This window comes from Paenirhodobacter enshiensis (assembly GCF_000740785.1).
Lineage (GTDB): Bacteria > Pseudomonadota > Alphaproteobacteria > Rhodobacterales > Rhodobacteraceae > Rhodobacter > Rhodobacter enshiensis.
In genome coordinates this window covers 156,988-173,414 of sequence record NZ_JFZB01000003.1, presented here as the reverse complement: position 1 = coordinate 173,414, position 16,427 = coordinate 156,988, and the positions used below count along the sequence as shown (strand labels likewise).

Annotated in this window: 14 protein-coding genes; 8 read left to right on the top strand and 6 right to left on the bottom strand. The window is 67.1% G+C overall.

What is annotated here, in order from left to right; genetic code table 11:
- Positions 1-108: 108 nt before the first annotated feature.
- Complete coding sequence (locus CG50_RS17195; RefSeq protein ID WP_152559408.1) at positions 109-360, top strand: hypothetical protein; 252 nt, start codon at positions 109-111, stop codon at positions 358-360.
- A gap of 4 nt (positions 361-364) precedes the next feature.
- Positions 365-607 carry a DUF982 domain-containing protein gene (locus tag CG50_RS02845; RefSeq protein WP_081880253.1) on the top strand — a complete coding sequence of 81 codons (243 nt, stop codon included), beginning with the start codon at positions 365-367 and terminating at the stop codon, positions 605-607.
- A 713-nt stretch (positions 608-1,320) separates the two neighbouring features.
- Here the strand turns inward: CG50_RS02845 and CG50_RS02840 are convergent.
- Positions 1,321-1,725: a hypothetical protein gene (locus tag CG50_RS02840; protein WP_036634975.1), complete on the bottom strand. Its 405-nt coding sequence runs from the start codon at positions 1,723-1,725 to the stop codon at positions 1,321-1,323.
- A gap of 913 nt (positions 1,726-2,638) precedes the next feature.
- Here CG50_RS02840 and CG50_RS02835 point away from each other — a divergent pair.
- From CG50_RS02835 to bktB, 3 genes are all read left to right on the top strand, one after another.
- Positions 2,639-3,784 carry a phosphoserine transaminase gene (locus tag CG50_RS02835; protein ID WP_036634973.1) on the top strand — a complete coding sequence of 382 codons (1,146 nt, stop codon included), beginning with the start codon at positions 2,639-2,641 and terminating at the stop codon, positions 3,782-3,784.
- 542 nt (positions 3,785-4,326) lie between these two features.
- Entirely contained in the window at positions 4,327-5,922 is a 1,596-nt protein-coding gene (gene serA, locus CG50_RS02830; protein WP_036634970.1) for a phosphoglycerate dehydrogenase, read from the top strand.
- A 163-nt stretch (positions 5,923-6,085) separates the two neighbouring features.
- Positions 6,086-7,261, top strand: coding sequence for a beta-ketothiolase BktB (gene bktB / locus CG50_RS02825; RefSeq protein WP_036634968.1), 1,176 nt, complete (start codon positions 6,086-6,088; stop codon positions 7,259-7,261).
- Positions 7,262-7,272: 11 nt separating this feature from the next.
- Here the strand turns inward: bktB and CG50_RS02820 are convergent, their stop codons facing one another.
- Positions 7,273-8,463: an AI-2E family transporter gene (locus CG50_RS02820; RefSeq protein ID WP_081880249.1), complete on the bottom strand. Its 1,191-nt coding sequence runs from the start codon at positions 8,461-8,463 to the stop codon at positions 7,273-7,275.
- Between the two features lie 128 nt (positions 8,464-8,591).
- Complete coding sequence (locus CG50_RS02815) at positions 8,592-9,647, bottom strand: 2,3-butanediol dehydrogenase (protein WP_036634965.1); 1,056 nt, start codon at positions 9,645-9,647, stop codon at positions 8,592-8,594.
- Positions 9,648-9,819: 172 nt separating this feature from the next.
- Between CG50_RS02815 and CG50_RS02810 the strand changes: the two genes are divergently transcribed.
- The gene (locus CG50_RS02810) at positions 9,820-11,118 is read left to right on the top strand and encodes a DUF2793 domain-containing protein (protein WP_036635065.1); all 1,299 of its coding nucleotides are present in this window, start codon (positions 9,820-9,822) and stop codon (positions 11,116-11,118) included.
- A gap of 7 nt (positions 11,119-11,125) precedes the next feature.
- Here CG50_RS02810 and CG50_RS02805 read toward each other — a convergent pair whose 3' ends face one another.
- From CG50_RS02805 to exbB, 3 genes are read right to left on the bottom strand one after another with little or no spacing between them, the layout of a single operon-like run.
- Positions 11,126-11,965 (bottom strand): energy transducer TonB, encoded by an 840-nt coding sequence (locus CG50_RS02805; protein WP_051909400.1) that lies wholly within the window; start codon positions 11,963-11,965, stop codon positions 11,126-11,128.
- Positions 11,962-12,408 (bottom strand): TonB system transport protein ExbD, encoded by a 447-nt coding sequence (gene exbD, locus CG50_RS02800; protein ID WP_036634963.1) that lies wholly within the window; start codon positions 12,406-12,408, stop codon positions 11,962-11,964. Before exbD ends, CG50_RS02805 begins: the two co-directional genes overlap by 4 nt.
- Before the next feature lie 6 nt (positions 12,409-12,414).
- Positions 12,415-13,143: a tonB-system energizer ExbB gene (gene exbB / locus CG50_RS02795; protein WP_245615565.1), complete on the bottom strand. Its 729-nt coding sequence runs from the start codon at positions 13,141-13,143 to the stop codon at positions 12,415-12,417.
- Positions 13,144-13,608: 465 nt separating this feature from the next.
- On the opposite strand from exbB, the gene CG50_RS02790 reads away from it, so the two are divergent.
- Together CG50_RS02790 and CG50_RS02785 are read left to right on the top strand one after the other, a co-directional pair.
- Entirely contained in the window at positions 13,609-14,253 is a 645-nt protein-coding gene (locus CG50_RS02790; RefSeq protein ID WP_036634961.1) for an HAD family hydrolase, read from the top strand.
- 70 nt (positions 14,254-14,323) lie between these two features.
- Entirely contained in the window at positions 14,324-16,105 is a 1,782-nt protein-coding gene (locus tag CG50_RS02785; RefSeq protein ID WP_152559406.1) for an ATP-binding protein, read from the top strand.
- Positions 16,106-16,427: the final 322 nt, after the last annotated feature.

Here is a 16,427-nt window from a genome sequence, read left to right as displayed (position 1 = left end):
CGGAAAAGGAACCCACGATGGCCCCTGGCGGCAGCGTGAAGCAGGTCAATCAGACCGGAACAGTCGTCCCGACCGCACTGGCGGTCGACAGGAGAAGCGGGCTCGTCCATGCGGCATGTCGGCAAGCCGAACGTGCCACCGGGCCCCGGTCAGACCGCGACGACCGACGTCGATCCTGACCGCAGTGGCAGAGGCCGTCGCGATGTGCGCGGCGTCTGTCCGGGCAATGGCGAACAAATCAACCTGGCGCGAGCGGCCTTTGGCTGCGCTGCCCTCCGCGAGAGGATAGCCGGCGCTGCCGTCTTCCATTTCGCGTTTTCCATGAAAGACCAAAACATTGATAGAAATTTACTGGGGTGAACCCATGTCCTTCGTCATCTCGCCGGAAGGTGAGGTGAAAAGGTTCAGCACGATCGAACAGGCGCAATACTGGCTTCTCAGGAAGTGGCCGGTTACGGATGCGGCCCGACAGAGTGCGCTTGGCCGGCTCGAGGCCGCCATGGACTGCCTGGGTCCCGTCAGCGAAGCACGCCGGGCCTTCCTTCATGCGGCCTGCACGGCGGGCTTCGTGCCGCAAGAACAGGCGGAGCTTCCTCTCGCGGCCTGATGGCGGCAGGGCTTCCCGAAGGACGTCATCGTCCCGGCGTCGACTGTCTGCCGGGCCGGGCGGCCGGGATCCGCGAGCGCGACTTCGGCCCCGCGGGGTCTTGTCAGCCATAGCGGCGCGAAGGACGATCCGTCCCGTTGTCCCCTTGCTTCAGGCGATGCCCCCGATTTCGGCCTCTTTCGAGGCCCGGGCGGCGATTCACGGCTGAGCCGCAAGCGCCACGGGGCGGGGCGCAGATCTGGATTTCGGCTGTCGTGGTGTCCATTGCCCACGCGGGCCCTGCGCCCACTCGCATCGCCGCGTCGGCCAGGCCTGGGGCGGTCATCCGCTTATGAACACGGATCTCCTTCGCCAAGGACCTCGGGCCGGCGGTGGCGCCTGGGCTCGGCGTCAGTCGGGTCTGAATGGCGTTTTGTCCGGGAGAGTCTCAATCGGCGGCTGACGGTTTCGCCGGTATGCCGCGCGATCCCGGGATCGCCCCTGATCGAAAACGAGCAACGCCGCCCGGGCGACGCGTTGTCCTTGGGCCCGTTCGTCATGCGGTGGCGGGAAGGGGCGGCCTTCGGCATAGGGCTGACTTAACCGTCAGTTTTCCCATACCGGATCCCGATCGTCGACATGTGCAACAAATCTGCGGCCTTCCCCGCACCCGGGGGCGGAAGCCGGGCCATTGCAGGCAATGTCCCGGCGGAGTTTCTTGCCCTGACAGCGGATCAGAGTGCCGCGACCACGGCGTCCAGCGCCATGCGCGATTTGGTCAGCACCATGCCGACATTGGCATTGCGCCGGCACACGAACACCAGAACATGATCGGGCCGCTTCTTGGCGCGCATGAAGATGTGCAGGAGGTTTTCGCTGAACACCATCACTTCCTGGAAGTAGCGCGGATGGTCGTTCTCGATCCCGCGGGCCTTGGCGAAGGCCTGCTCGATGTGGCGGATATTCTGCCCTTCGAACAGATCGGCCGTGGTCGCGGCCACCATGTCGAGAATTTCCTGCGGATGCGAGTTGAGCGTCTTGACGCCCAGCAACATCCCGGAGGTCATATCGACATACCCCCCGGCCACGCACTCGGGGATGGTGCTCATTGCATCGGAGATCGCTTTGTCTAAAGACATGTCAGGTCCTTTCTTCTGTCCTGTAGTGTCTGTGGCATGGCTGTCCGGCCGGAATTTCGGCCGGAATGAAAGAGCGGCAGAGCCCGGACATGACCGGCGTTGCCGCGGATAGTCGAACGGGAACAAAGACTCAATCGTACCGGGACCGGCGGGCGCCCCGGACAGGGCCGGACTGACGCAACGAAACAAGGGAAACAGACACAGACTGAAACGCCGGTGAATGGACCGGGACCTCTCCGTTGCGACGGGGGGACGCAACCGGAGTGCGCGATGCGGCAGGTCTGCGCCCGGCAGCCGGGAGTGGCCCTTCTGTCCGTTCTCGTTTCTCTGCCCGCCGCAAATCTTTTACCGATTGCCATTCATGGACACCTTCAGCCGAAAAAACACGGCATCTTTCAGGCGGGCGAAAGGATCCGCCCGCGATAATACCTGCAACAACACTGACCGGAAAATTGAACTCGACACCGCCATTCCATACGCGAATGGCCCGTCACGCACACAGGAATTTCCGGCCCGGAGGCCGGTCGTGGCACAGCCGCGCCGGCTGGCCTCCAAATTCCCTACTTCTTCGTAATCCTTACTTTATTTTTAAATGGTAGGTTCAAAACTCCTCATTCGCAATAGGGCTTCGATACGAATCTTGCACTCCACCGCCGGCGATGTCGCGGCGGCAATGCCAGCGGCTTCGCGAGGTCTGGAATGCCCCGCCGGCCCGTTACCGGCGGCGCCGGGCAGGGGCCGCGACCCCCGCTGAAATGCCGTCGCCCGCGGCAGCTTCATGGCAGCGCAGCACATTTCACCTGATCTTCACGATCGTCGTCTTTTTTTCTTGCCAGACTCCGTGCCGAGTCGTATTCCCCTCAGCGGGACACCTCTTCCCAACGAGAGGCGTTTATCTGTAAGGATACCAGCAATGACCAATACCGCTCCGGCCGCCAAGCCGGCGAATGCGCGTTTTTCTTCGGGCCCCTGCGCGAAGATCCCCGGCTTCTCCCTCGACATGCTTGCTGATGCGCCTCTGGGCCGCTCGCACCGTGCTGCCGTCGGCAAAGCCAAGCTCAAGGAAGCGATCGAGCTGACCCGCGAAGTTCTCGGCGTTCCGGCCGATTACCGCATCGGCATCGTGCCCGCCTCGGACACCGGCGCTGTCGAGATGGCGCTGTGGTCGCTGCTCGGCGCCCGCAAGACCACCATGCTCGCCTGGGAGTCGTTCGGTTCGGGCTGGGTCACCGACGTGGTCAAGCAGCTCAAGCTCGACGCCGAAGTGAAGACCGCCGACTATGGCGACATCGTCGACTTCAAGACCGTCGATTTCAACACTGACGTCGTTTTCACCTGGAACGGCACGACCTCGGGCGTGCGCGTTGCCAATGGCGACGACATCCCCGCCGACCGTGAAGGCCTGACCATCTGCGACGCCACCTCGGCCGCCTATGCGATGGACCTGCCGTGGGACAAGCTCGACGTCGTGACCTTCTCCTGGCAGAAGGTTCTGGGCGGCGAAGGCGGCCATGGCGTGCTGGTTCTCAGCCCTCGCGCCGTCGAGCGTCTGGAAAGCTACAAGCCGGCGTGGCCGCTGCCGAAGATCTTCCGCATGACCAAGGCGGGCAAGCTGATCGAAGGTATCTTCGTCGGCGAGACGATCAACACCCCGTCGATGCTCTGCGTCGAGGATTATCTGGTCGCGCTGAAGTGGGCCAAGCAGATCGGCGGCCTGAAGGCGCTGATCGCGCGGGCCGAAGGCAACGCCAAGGTCGTCAAGGACTTCATCGCCACGAAGCCCTGGGTCGCCAATCTGGCCAACAACCCGGCGAACGCCTCGTGCACCTCGGTGTGCCTGAAGTTCACCGATGCGCGGATCAAGGATGCCGCCGTCTTCGCCAAGGCCGTCGCCAAGCGGCTGGAGAAGGAAGGCGTCGCGCTGGACGCGGGCTCGTATCGCGATGCCCCGGCCGGTCTGCGGATCTGGTGTGGCTCGACCATCGAGAAGGCCGATCTGGAGGCTCTGATGCCTTGGATCGAATACGCCTTCGAGGCCGAGATCGCCGCTCAGGCCTGATTTTCCGAAAGCCGATTGCCCCGAGGCCGGCCTCCGGCCTCGTCCACGAAAGTGTCGCGTGGGGTGGGATCGTTCACAGACTCCGGAACGTCCCCACCCCGACGATAACCTGATCGGGCGCAATCCGATCGGTTGACGAACGCGGGAAGACCCGATGCGCACCTGTAGACTCCGATGGTGCACTACGCGGGACTTCGACTGATCGCCGGACGACGCGGGCCTTTTGGCCCCTTTCGCGATCAGAGGCAAGCGGAACGCAGCGAAACGCACCTGTAGACTCCGATGGTGCCCAGGCTGACGTTCCCCGGCTCACCTGCGGGGCCCCCGTGGCCCCGGTCCGAACCGATGCGTTTCGGAAAGGCGGGTGGACTGCCCGTAGACTCCGAAGGCAGTCCGACCGACCGAAACGGCCAAACAGACTCCATTGACCGTATCGACCACCGCCCCGACCGAAGCGCAGACCCGGACCGATCCCCTTTCCCCATCGACGGCCCTCCCCTCGCGGAAGGCCCCCGCCCCCAAACCAAGCAGGACACCAGACAATGGCCCCCAAGGTTCTCATTTCCGACAAGCTCTCCAACGCTGCCATCCAGATCTTCAAGGATCGCGGCATCGAGGTCGATTTCCGCCCCGAACTCGGCAAGGACAAGGAAGCCCTCGCCGAGATCATCGGCAACTATGATGGCCTCGCCATCCGCTCGGCCACCAAGGTGACGGCGAAGCTGCTCGAAGGCGCCAAGAACCTCAAGGTGATCGGCCGCGCCGGTATCGGTGTCGACAACGTCGACAAGGATGCCTGCTCGCAGCACGGCATCATCCTGATGAACACCCCCTTCGGCAACCGTATCACCACCGCCGAACATGCCATCGCGATGATGTTCGCCGTGGCGCGTCAGATCCCGGAGGCTTCGGCCTCGACCCATGCCGGCAAGTGGGAAAAGTCGAAGTTCATGGGCGTCGAGCTGACCGCGAAGACGCTCGGCGTGATCGGCGCGGGCAACATCGGCTCGATCGTGTGCGACCGCGCCAAGGGCCTGAAGATGAAGGTCATCGCCTTCGACCCCTTCCTCAGCCAGGATGCCGCCGACAAGATGGGCGTCGAGAAGGTTGAGCTCGACGAGCTGCTCAAGCGCGCCGACTTCATCACGCTGCACGTGCCGCTGACCGACGCGACCCGCAACATCCTGTCGCGCGAGAACCTCGAGAAGACCAAGAAGGGCGTGCGCATCGTCAACTGTGCCCGTGGCGGTCTGGTCGATGAAGAGGCGCTGGCCGATCTGCTGAAGTCGGGTCACATCGCGGGCGCAGCTCTCGACGTGTTCGCCGTCGAACCGGCCACCGAGAACGTGCTGTTCAATCTGCCCAACGTGGTCTGCACCCCGCACCTCGGCGCCTCGACCACGGAAGCGCAGGAGAACGTCGCTCTGCAGGTCGCCGAGCAGATGTCGAACTACCTGCTCGACGGTGCCGTCGAGAACGCGCTGAACCTGCCCTCGATGACCGCCGAAGAGGCGAAGGTCATGGGGCCTTGGGTGAAGCTCGCGGAATACCTCGGTTCCTTCGTCGGCCAGATGACCGACGAGCCGATCAAGGCGATCAACATCACCTATGACGGCATCACCTCGAAGATGAACCTCAAGGCGCTGGAATGCGCGGTCATCGCCGGCGTGATGAAGAAGGTGAACCCGGATGTGAACATGGTCTCGGCCCCGGTCATCGCCAAGGATCGCGGCATCCAGATCTCGAAGACCACGCAGGACAAGTCGGGCGTGTTCGACGGCTACATCAAGGTCACCGTGGTCACCGACAAGCGCGAGCGCGCCGTGGCCGGCACCTGCTTCGCCGACGGCAAGCCGCGCTTCATCCAGATCAAGGGGATCAACGTCGACGCCGAGGTCGGTCCGCACATGCTGTACACGACCAACAAGGACGTCCCCGGCATCATCGGCAAGCTGGGCACGCTGCTCGGCGAGAACAAGGTGAACCTCGCGAACTTCACCCTCGGCCGTGCGGCTCAGGGCGGCGAAGCGATCGCCATCGCCTATCTCGACGCGCCGCTGCCCGAAGCGGCGAAGACCGCCCTCGAAGCGACCGGCCTGTTCCATCAGGTGAAGCCGCTCGAATTCGCCGTCGCCTGAGCGCACGGGTCTTCCTGACCGACATCGCCCCCCGCGCAGCGCTGCGCGGGGGGCTTTTTTTCACGGAACGGGGCAGGTGACGCGTGGTCACGCTCCCGGACGGCTTCCGGGCCAGATGCGGCCTCGATAGTCTCGCGCGCGAAGCATTCTAGGGAGAGAGACCATGACGGATATCGTCATTCTGGACGGCACGCGCCTGCCCATCGGCACCTTCGGCGGCAGCCTTGCGGGCTTCACGCCTTCGCAACTCGGTGCGATGGCCGCGAAGGCCGCGATCGCGCGCGCCGGCATCGAGGCCGACCGCATCGGCCAGGTCGTGTTCGGCCATGTCATCAACACCGAGCCGCGCGACATGTATGTCAGCCGCGTCAGCGCCGTCGAGGCGGGCATCCCCGTCGCGACCCCGGCGATGAACGTCAACCGGCTTTGCGGTTCGGGCGTGCAGGCCATCGTCTCGGCCAGCCAGTCGTTGATGCTGGGCGATGCGGAATTCGCGCTGGCCGGCGGCGTCGACGTGATGAGCCGCGCGCCCTTCATCCTGCAGCAGGCCCGGTTCGGCCAGAAGATGGGCGACGTCAAGGCGCTCGACATGATGACCGGGGCGCTGACCTGCCCGTTCGGCACCGGCCACATGGGCGTCACCGCCGAAAACGTCGCGCGCGAATGCGGCATCACCCGCGCCGAACAGGACGCGCTCGCACTTGAAAGCCAGACGCGCGCACTGGCCGCCATCGAGGCGGGCCGGTTCAAGGACGAGATCACCCCGGTCGAGATCGTCTCGCGCAAGGGCACGGTGGTTTTCGACACCGACGAGCATCCCCGCGCCACCACGGCCGAGGGTCTTGCCGGGCTGAAGCCGGTGTTCGTGAAGGACGGCACGGTGACGGCTGGCAATGCCTCGGGCATCAATGACGGTGCGGCGGCGCTGGTTCTGGCGCGGGCGGATGCGGCCGCGGCGGCCGGGCTGAAACCGAAGGCGCGGATCCTCGGCTATGCCATCGCGGGCGTGCGCCCCGAGGTGATGGGCCTCGGCCCGATCCCGGCGGTGCAGACGCTGTGCGCGCGCACCGGGCTGAAGGTGTCGGATTTCGACGTGATCGAGTCGAACGAAGCCTTCGCGGCACAGGCGCTGGCGGTGTCGAAGGAGCTGGGCTTCGACACGGCGAAGGTCAACCCGAACGGCGGCGCCATCGCGCTTGGCCATCCGATCGGCGCGACCGGCGCGATCCTGACGGTGAAGGCGCTGTATCATCTGGAGCGCACCGGCGGGCGCAAGGCGCTGATCACCATGTGCATCGGCGGCGGTCAGGGCATCGCGCTGGCCATCGAGCGGCTGTAAGGCAGTCGTCTTTAAGGTTGGGCCTTCTTCTCCTGCGCGGTGCGTTTGCGGGCCGCGCGGGTCAGGCGGCGCCGGGGTTCCTCTCCGGTGATCTCGCGCTGCCATTCGCGCCAGATGGTGACCAGAAGCGCCATCAGCACCGGACCGACGAACAGCCCGACGATGCCGAGCGTCTTGACGCCGCCCACCAGCCCGAACAGCGTCGGCAGGAACGGCATCTTGACCGGCCCGCCGACGAGGATCGGGCGGATCGTCTTGTCCACGATGAACAGCTCCATCGTGCCCCAGCTGAACAGAAACGCCGCGTGCAGCCCCTCGCCATTTGCCGCGAGGAAGGCCGAGACCAGGGTGAATGACAGCGGCGCCCCGCCCGGAACCAGTGCCATGAAGCCGGTGATCACGCCGAGCGTGACCGGCGACGGTGCCCCGGCGAGCCAGTAGGCACAGCCGAGCACCATCCCCTCGCCGATGGCGATCAGGGTCATGCCGGTGACGGTCGAGGAAATCGTGGTCGGCACGACGCGCGACAGCCGCTCCCACCGGGTGGGCAGGATGCGCTGGCCCACACGGTCGATCTGCTCGCAGATCTTGATCCCGTCGCGGTAGAACACGAACAGCGTCACCAGCGTGAACAGCAGCGTCAGCGCCAGATGGAAGGCGAGCGCACCCGCCGTCAGCACGCCGCGATAGATCGCCCCGATGTTCGAGCCGCTGACCAGCTGCACCAGCTCTCCGATGGCACCGGGTCGGCCGATGTAATGGCTCCAGCGCTCGTCGACCCAATCGCCGACCTGCGGCAGATTGGCCAGCCACTGCGGTGTGGGCGCGCCCGAGGCATTGACCAGAAAGATCCAGCCGATCCAGCTTTGCAGCTCGCGGAAGGCATAGCCGAGCGCGACCGAGATCGGCACCACCAGAAAGGTCACGATCACCAGAATCAGCAGCGCCGCCAGCACCGTGCGATTGAGCTGGAACCGCGTCGCCAGCCATTGCCGGATCGGCCAGCTTGCCAGCGCGACGACGCCGGCCGCGACGACCGGAACCAGAAATCCGTGAAAGAAGTAGACCGAAGCCAGCAGGATGCCCAACAGAAGCCAGCGCGCCGCCGAAACATCGGAGAGCAAGGGCCTGCGAAAGGCGTGCTCGTCGGCCGCACCGTCGGCTGGGGAAAGGGGGGCCGGCGTTTCGTCCGTGGTAGCCATTTGAGCGCCTCGCTGTCGGTCGGGCGCGTATTCTTCTCATACGGCCCGGCCAACAAAACGTGTGTCAGCCGGACCGCAGTGTCAACCGGCGGAGGTGGGGTTATTTGCACCCGCCACCGTCCGGCGCGTCACTCGCCGGGTTTCACCAGGATCTTGATGTGGCTCTTTTCCTTGACCAGCGTCTCGAACCCTTCGGCCACGATGTCGTCGAGCGCGATGCGCTTGGTGACCAGCTTGTCGGCCGGGAAATAGCCCTTCACCATCAGTTCCATCACGGCGGGGAAGATGTCGCGATAGGCGATGGTGCCCTTCAGGTTGCGCTCGGTCAGCACGACGGTGTTGGGCTGGAACGAGGCGGCCTTTTCCCAGATCGAGACGATCACGGTCTGGCCCTCGATGCGGGTGACGTCGATGCACTGCTGCAGCACCGAGGACACGCCGGTGACCTCGAAGGAGACGTCGACACCATCGGTAGTCAGTTCGCGGATCTTCGCGACGGCATCGTCCTTGGTCGGGTCGATGACCAGCGTCGCACCGAGGTCGCGCGCCTTCTGCGCCCGCTGCGGCGACAGTTCGACGACATAGATCTCGGAAGCGCCGGCGGCGCGCAGCGCCTCGACCAGAAGCAGACCGATCGGGCCGGCCCCGAAGACCGCGGCCTTGCCGCCGACCTTCATCATCGACACGCGCACCGCGTGCACCGCGACGGCCGAAGGTTCGACCAGCGCGCCCTGCTCGAAGGACAGGCCCTCGGGCATCTTGTGGACCCAGCGTTCGCCGACCACGGTGAAGGGCGCGAAACCGCCGCCGCCACCCGACAGGCCGTGGAAGCCGAGCTTCTCGCAGGCGTTGTAGATGCCGTGCCGGCAGGCATAGCACTCGCCGCAGGCATAGATCGGCTCGACCACGACGCGATCGCCGGGCTGGACCTTGGTGACGCCTTCGCCGACCGAATCGACCACGCCCGAGAACTCGTGCCCCATGGTGATCGGCGCGATGTCATGGCTGAGCGGATGCGGCGCCTTGACCGGAACGAAGATCGGCCCGGCGATGTATTCGTGCAGGTCGCTGCCACAGATCCCGGTCCATGCGACCTTGATCTTGACCTGTCCCGGCCCGGCCTCGGGCTCGGGCACGTCCTCGACACGAATGTCCTTGGCCTGATGCCAGCGTGCAGCCTTCATGGCAGAGTCTCCTCGTCTGGTTACGTCTGCGCGGAGCCTAGCACGGTCATTTCCGTTCGTCTTGATCCATGTCAGAGCTCGCGCAAGGGTGACAGGGCGGGCGCACGCTGCCGGCAGACGGCGTTAACCGCGACGTCCTAGGCTCGGGCCAAATCGCTCATGAGGGATGCCGATGTCCGATACTTCCTTGGTCCTGTCGCTGCCGTTTATCCAGCCGTCGCAGGCGCAGAAACATGTCACGCACAACGATGCGGTCGAGATCCTCGACGTTCTGGTGCAGGCGGCGGCAAAGGCGCTTCTGGCCAGCCCGCCCGCCACGGCCGGGACCGGGGAGCGCTACCTCGTGGCGACGGATGCCACGGGGGACTGGGCCGGTCAGGATGGCGCCATCGCGCTTTACGGCGAGGCCGGTCAGGGCTGGCGGTTCTTCGCCCCACAGACCGGCTGGCGCGTCTATGTCGAGGATCAGGCGGCGCTGATGCTGTTTGACGGGACCGGCTGGACGACCCCCGGCGCACTGCCGCAGACGGTGACGCAGCTTGGCGTCGCGACCAGTGCCGATACGACGAACCGTCTGGCGGTGGCCGCGGCGGCGAGCCTGTTCACCCATGCGGGCGCCGGTCACCAGATCAAGGTGAACAAGGCCACGGCGGCCGACACCGCCAGCTTGCTGTTTCAGGACAACTGGTCGGGCCGGGCCGAGATGGGGCTGGCCGGCAACGACGATTTCGAAGTCAAGGTCAGCGCGGACGGCGCGGCCTTCTTCACTGCGCTGCGTGCGGCGCGGGCCAGCGGCATCGTGACCCTGCCGCAAGGCGCGGTGGTGAACGGGCTGATGTCGGGCACGGCAGTGCAGGGCTCGGTGATCGACGCGACGCCGGGGCGGCTTCTGAGCGTGGGGGCCTTCGGCCTTGGGGCCGAGGCGCCGCTGATCGGCAATGCCGCCACCACTGCGGGCAGCATCGCGCCGGGATTTTACGCCTATGACAGCGCGCAGGGCAGCACCGGCGGTCCGGCTGGCGTGACGCGGGGCCTGCTGCTGCACCAGCGCAGCGGCTCGACCGCGGGCGAGGTGCAGCTGTTTTACACCGAGGCCGGCACTGGTGGCGCGGGCGCGCTCTACAGCCGGGCGCGCAGCACCGGCAGCTGGGGGGCGTGGTGCTCGGGCGGGATCAGCGCCGGGGCGCAGACCGCGCAGGGCCGTTACCGGCGCCATCAGGACGGCACGCAGACCTGCTGGCAAAGCGTAACCACGCTGACCGGCGGCGAGCTGGCGGTGACCTTTCCGGCGGCTTTCGCCTCGACCACGGATCTTGCGACCACGCTCGGGGTGTCGACGGCGACGGTGGGGGCGATCAGCGCGCGCTTCACCGGACGCACCGCGACGGGGCTGAACCTGTCGGCCTTCAACACCTCCAACGCGCGGGTCGCGGTCAGCGTCGACATCGTGACCGTGGGGCGCTGGTTCTGAGCCCGGCTCAGCGCAGCGCGTAGCGGATCGAGGTGACGATGCTCAGCGGCGTCCCGGGCGGCGGGGCCGGCACCGGCGAGGCGCGGCTCATCAGATCGAGCAGCGCTTCGTCGAGCATCGGTTGTCCCGAGGATTGCAGGATCTGCACGTTCAGCACATTCCCCGCCGGGTCGATGGTGAAACGGAACTTCAGCGTGCCCTGAATGCCGCGGGCGCGCGCCGCGGCCGGATAGCGCTTGTTGCGTTCGAGATGGGCGAACAGCCGGCTTTGCCATGAGGCGACGGCGGCGGGCGAAGCCTGCGGGGCCGGCGCCGGGGCCAGCCGGTTGCTGACGCTGCGAGCCGAGGGCGCGACCTCGGCCGCGGCGCGGTTCGCGGCCTTCGAGGGCGGCGGAGCGGCAGTCTTCGCCTCGGTCTTGCGGACTTCGGGCTTGCGCGGCAAAGCCGGCGGGGTCTCCGGTTTCGTTTCGGGCTTCGGCAGGGCGACTTCGGCCGGGACCGGATCGGGGAGGGGATCGGGTTCCGGCTCTGCCTGAGCTTCGGGCGCGGCGGCCGGCGTCTCTTCGGGACGGGGTTCGGGCAGGGTTTCGGCCGGTGCCTCGGGGGCGTCCTGAAGCTGATCGGACAGGCTGTTCCGATCGGCGTTCAGCGTTTCCGGAAGCGCGGCAAGGTCGATCTCCATCGCGGGCGCGCCGGCGTCCTCGACCGGTGCGGCGACATCTTGGCGCAGCATCACCGCCAGCGCCCCGGCATGGGCCGAAACCACCGTCAGCGCCGCCAGCGACCACAGCGCCGCCACCCGGAGGCGCGACGACCGGTTCCGGTCGGTTTCGATGGGGAACCTCATGGCGCGGTCCCGGTGAAGGTCCCGGCGGGTGTCTCGAGCCCGACGAGCGCGATCTTCAGATACCCCGCCGCACGCAGCTGGTTGAGAACCCCGGTCAGGTCGCCATAGGACAGCGCCTTGTCCGCACGCAGGAACAGCCGGGTATCGTGGTTGCCCCCCGTCGCCTGATCGAGCGCGGCCTTCAGCCCGTCGGCCGCGACGGCGGTGTCGTTGACGACAAGCGCCCGGTCGGCGCCCACGCTCAGCCACAGCGGCTTGTCGGGACGCTGCTGCGGCTCGGCGGTCGAGCCAGGCAGGTCGATCTGCGTGTCGACCGTGGCCAGCGGCGCCGCCACCATGAAGATGATCAGCAGCACCAGCATGACGTCGATGAACGGGGTCACGTTGATCTCATGCGCCTCGTCGAGGCCGAGGTCGTCTTCGTGCCGGATACCGCCTGCCATCGGGGCCTACTCCTCCCGGCGCCGGGCGGCGCGGAAATCGAGGTCGCGGCTGACGAGGATCGACACCCCGGTCGAGGTATCGGCCAGCAGCGCCCGATAGCGCGCCGTGGCGCGGGCAAAATGGTTGTAGATCACCACCGCCGGAATCGCGGCGACAAGGCCGATGGCGGTGGCCAGCAGCGCCTCGGCGATGCCGGGGGCGACCACGGCGAGGTTGGTCGTCTTGCTGTGGGAAATGCCGATGAAGGCGTTCATGATGCCCCAGACCGTGCCGAACAGCCCGACGAAAGGCGCGACGGACCCGACCGTCGCGAGAACGCCGGTGCCCACGGACATGCGCCGTCCGGCGCCCGCCTCGATCCGGCCGAGGGCGGCTGCGACGCGCTCTTTCAGGCCCTCGCCCCCCGCGGCATCGAGCGCCGGCTCTGACACCCCGGCCTCGTGGCGGGCCACGTGCAGCATCGCCGCGCCGGGGCCGCGCCGCTTGCCGTTCAGTCCGATCGCCTCATCGAGGCTGTGCGCTGCGCGCACCGCACGGAGCGTTCCGCGCAGCCGGCGCCGGGCGGCAGCGAGCTCTACCGACTTCGCAAGCCAGATCGTCCAGGTGGCGAGCGAGGCGAGCACAAGCCCGATCATCACCGCCTTCACCACCGGATGCGCCGCCCGATACATGCCGACGGGCGTCAGATCCTGCGGCAGATCGGTGTGGAGCGGAGCGGGAGCCGCTGCCGCCATCCCCGCGCCTCCGGTGTCTGCGGAGACCTCTCCCGCCGGGGCCTGATCCGTATGCACGGCCGGGTCCTGCTGCGCCTGCGCCGGGCCGGCCAACACGGCCAGTGCGAGGCCAACCGCCCCCAGAAAACGAAGGGCAGCGTCACGACAGCGAACGGCGGGTATCACAGGGGCGCAAGGCATGGTCTGGCTCTCCGGTCTCGTCCTGGCGCCCGGTGGCGCCGCTGCGTCGGGTTAGCGCGGTTCGGGGGAGAAAATCAATACCGATGATTTTTATCGGGAATTCGGGACGGCGATATGCGGTGCGCAGCCTCTTGCAGCGCTGCGGGTGTGAAGGAAGGGGGCTCTGCCCCCTCGGGCCTCTGGCCCTCACCCCCGGGATATTTATGGAAAGCCGAAAGACGACCGGCCTCTTGCACCCGGGACGGATCGCGCCCAGAACGACCGTCATCCGCCACGGGGAGCGCCATGACCGAGCTCAGACTGAACGCCATTGCCTGGGATATCGACGGCACTCTCGTCGACAGCGAGCCGCTGCATCATCGCAGCCTGGTCGAGGCGTGCCGAAGTTTCGGTCTGGATCTGTCGGGGCGACCGGACACGACATTCGTCGGTCTGCATCTGAGCGATATCTGGACGGTGCTGCGCCCCGAGCTGCCGGCCGGGCTGAGCGAAGCGCGCTGGCGCGAGGCGATCCGCGGACGGTATCTGGCCGCGGCTCCGGGGCTGCACGAGATCGCCGGGGCGCGGATGGTGATCGGGCAGATTGCCGGGATGGGGCTGCGTCAGATCGCGGTGTCGAACTCGGCGCGGGCGGTGGTCGATGCGAATCTGGCGGCGCTTGGGGTCGGGGCGGTTCTGGAGGGGTCGGTCAGTTTCGACGATGTAAGCCGGGGCAAGCCCGATCCGGAGCCCTATCTCAGGGGAGCGGCGCTGCTGGGGCTGGAGCCGGGGCAGGTGCTGGCAGTCGAGGATTCGGAGCCCGGCGCGCGCTCGGCGCTGGCGGCGGGTCTTGCGGTGGCGGGGCTGGGGGCGGCCGGAGACCTCGACGGGGTCCGGCGGCTGTCGAGGCTTGCCGATCTGATCGGGATTCTGGAAGCCTGCAGGAATTAAGGCAGCATTCACGATCCGGTGGCACACTGTGCTGACCGGCGCCGTTCGCCGGCCGAAGCCGGAGACCGGGGTGCAGGGAAGACAGATCGCTCTGACCGAAAAGCTGATGCAGGAGCGGCGCGCCCGACTGGCGGCGGAGCGTCAGCTCGACGATGCGCGCAGGATGCTGCGTGCGGCCCGCAGCGAGCTGGCGCAGGAGGTGACGCGCCGCCGGGCCGGGCTGGCGCGGATCCGGGCGGAGGCCACGGGTCTCGTGGAGTGCGCCATCGCCGAGTTGCGCCAGGTGCGCGCGGTGATCGGGGCGCTGCCGCAGGGACTGGCTCTGCTGGATCGCAAGGGGGCAATCGTCTGGACCAACCCGCGCTTTCGCGCCGCATTCGAATGTGTCCACGGACTGTCATTCGCCGCCATCGCGGCAGCTGCGCCCGGCACGCTTTCCGCCCGCGACGGCGGGGCCGCAGCGCAAAGCGCGGACCACGGCCGGGAGGAGATTTCCCTGCCGTTCGGCCAACGGATGTGGCTGAACTGGCACCGGATTTCCGGGGGCGGCACGGTATGCGTTCTGGACGAGGGTGCGGGGCCGGCCGATGGGGCGAAGTCCAGCTTTCTCGCCAACATGAGCCACGAGCTGCGCACGCCGATGAACGGTATCATCGGCATGGCGGATCTGCTGAGCGAAACCCCGCTGAGCGAGGAACAGCGACTGTGCGTCGACACGATCCGCAACTCGGCCGAGGCGCTGCTGAGCATCATCAACGAGGTGCTGGACTATTCGAAGATCGAGGCCGACCGGGTCCGCCTGACCCCGGCCCCGTTCGATCTGGCGCGCTGCATGGAGGAGGTGGCGGCGCTGCTGAAACCGCTGGCGCGCGCAAAGGGGCTGGAGCTTGAGGTGAGCTATCCGCCCGGATTGCCGCGCCGGTTCGTCGCGGATGGCGGGCGGGTGCGCCAGGTGCTGACCAATCTGGCGGGGAATGCGGTCAAGTTCACCGAGACCGGGCATGTGACGCTTTCGGCCGCCGGACAGGCCTCGGGCGGGGTATGGACGCTGCGGCTGGCGGTGTGCGACACCGGGATCGGCATCGCGCCGGAGGATCACGCGCGCGTCTTCGACGAGTTCGATCAGGTCGAGAATGCGCAGAACCGGCGCTATGACGGGACCGGGCTCGGCCTCGCGATCAGCCGACGCCTGATCGAGCTGATGGGCGGCCGGATCGAGCTGACCAGCGCCCTGGGCGAAGGGGCGTGCTTCACTGTCATCGTGGATCTGCCGCGCGCCGATGAGGAGGCAGAGCCCACCATCCCCCTCTCCGATCCCGGCGGGCGGATGCGCATTCTGGCCGCCGAGGACAACGCGACCAACCGTCTGATTCTGGAAAAGATGCTGAAGCCGCTCGATATCGAGCTGCGTCTGGCGCGCGACGGTCACGAGGCCCTGGCGCTGTGGCACGACTTTGCCCCGGATCTGATTTTCATGGATATTTCGATGCCGGGGATGGACGGGCTGAGTGCGATTCGCGAAATTCGCCGGGCCGAGGGGGTAAGCGGAACCCATGTGCCGATCTGTGCGCTGACGGCGCATGTTCTGGACAGCGATCGGCACGAGATTTTGGCGGCGGGGGCCGACCGCTGCCTGACCAAACCGGTGAAGCGCGCCGAAATCGCCGCCGAGATTGCCGCATACCGGCCGGCACGCCCGCCGTATACCGGCATCACCGCCCGCGCGGGGACCGGGCCGTCCGATGAGAATGCGGCGCTGCCTTCTGGCTCAGGGCCGCTGTCTTGCGCTCCGCCCCGGCCGCCGCCGAAGGCGGCGACAGACACCGGAAGACCGGGCCGGGCGGAGGAATGAGCGTGAACCGGCGCGGGCAGGCCAGGGCTGCTCCGGGCCCTTCGCCTCCGGAGCGGAGCCAGAGGTGGAGCGTTCGGGGCCCGTGTCGCTCCGGATCGGAGCCCCGGAGCAGACCGCTTCGGTGCCGGACAGGCTGGACCGGGCTTCCGGCGCCGGCCCGGGTTCAAGAGCGGAGGGGTGGATGACGAGGGGCCAGAACGGGGCGAAGCCGGCTCTGTGGCGGACTGCCGACGAAGGCCATGGGAAGCGCGCTTGTGTCCACCTCGTCCTGTCCCGGCCCGGGCCAAATCGACGGGTGCGACGAAGGTGTTGCCGGAATGAC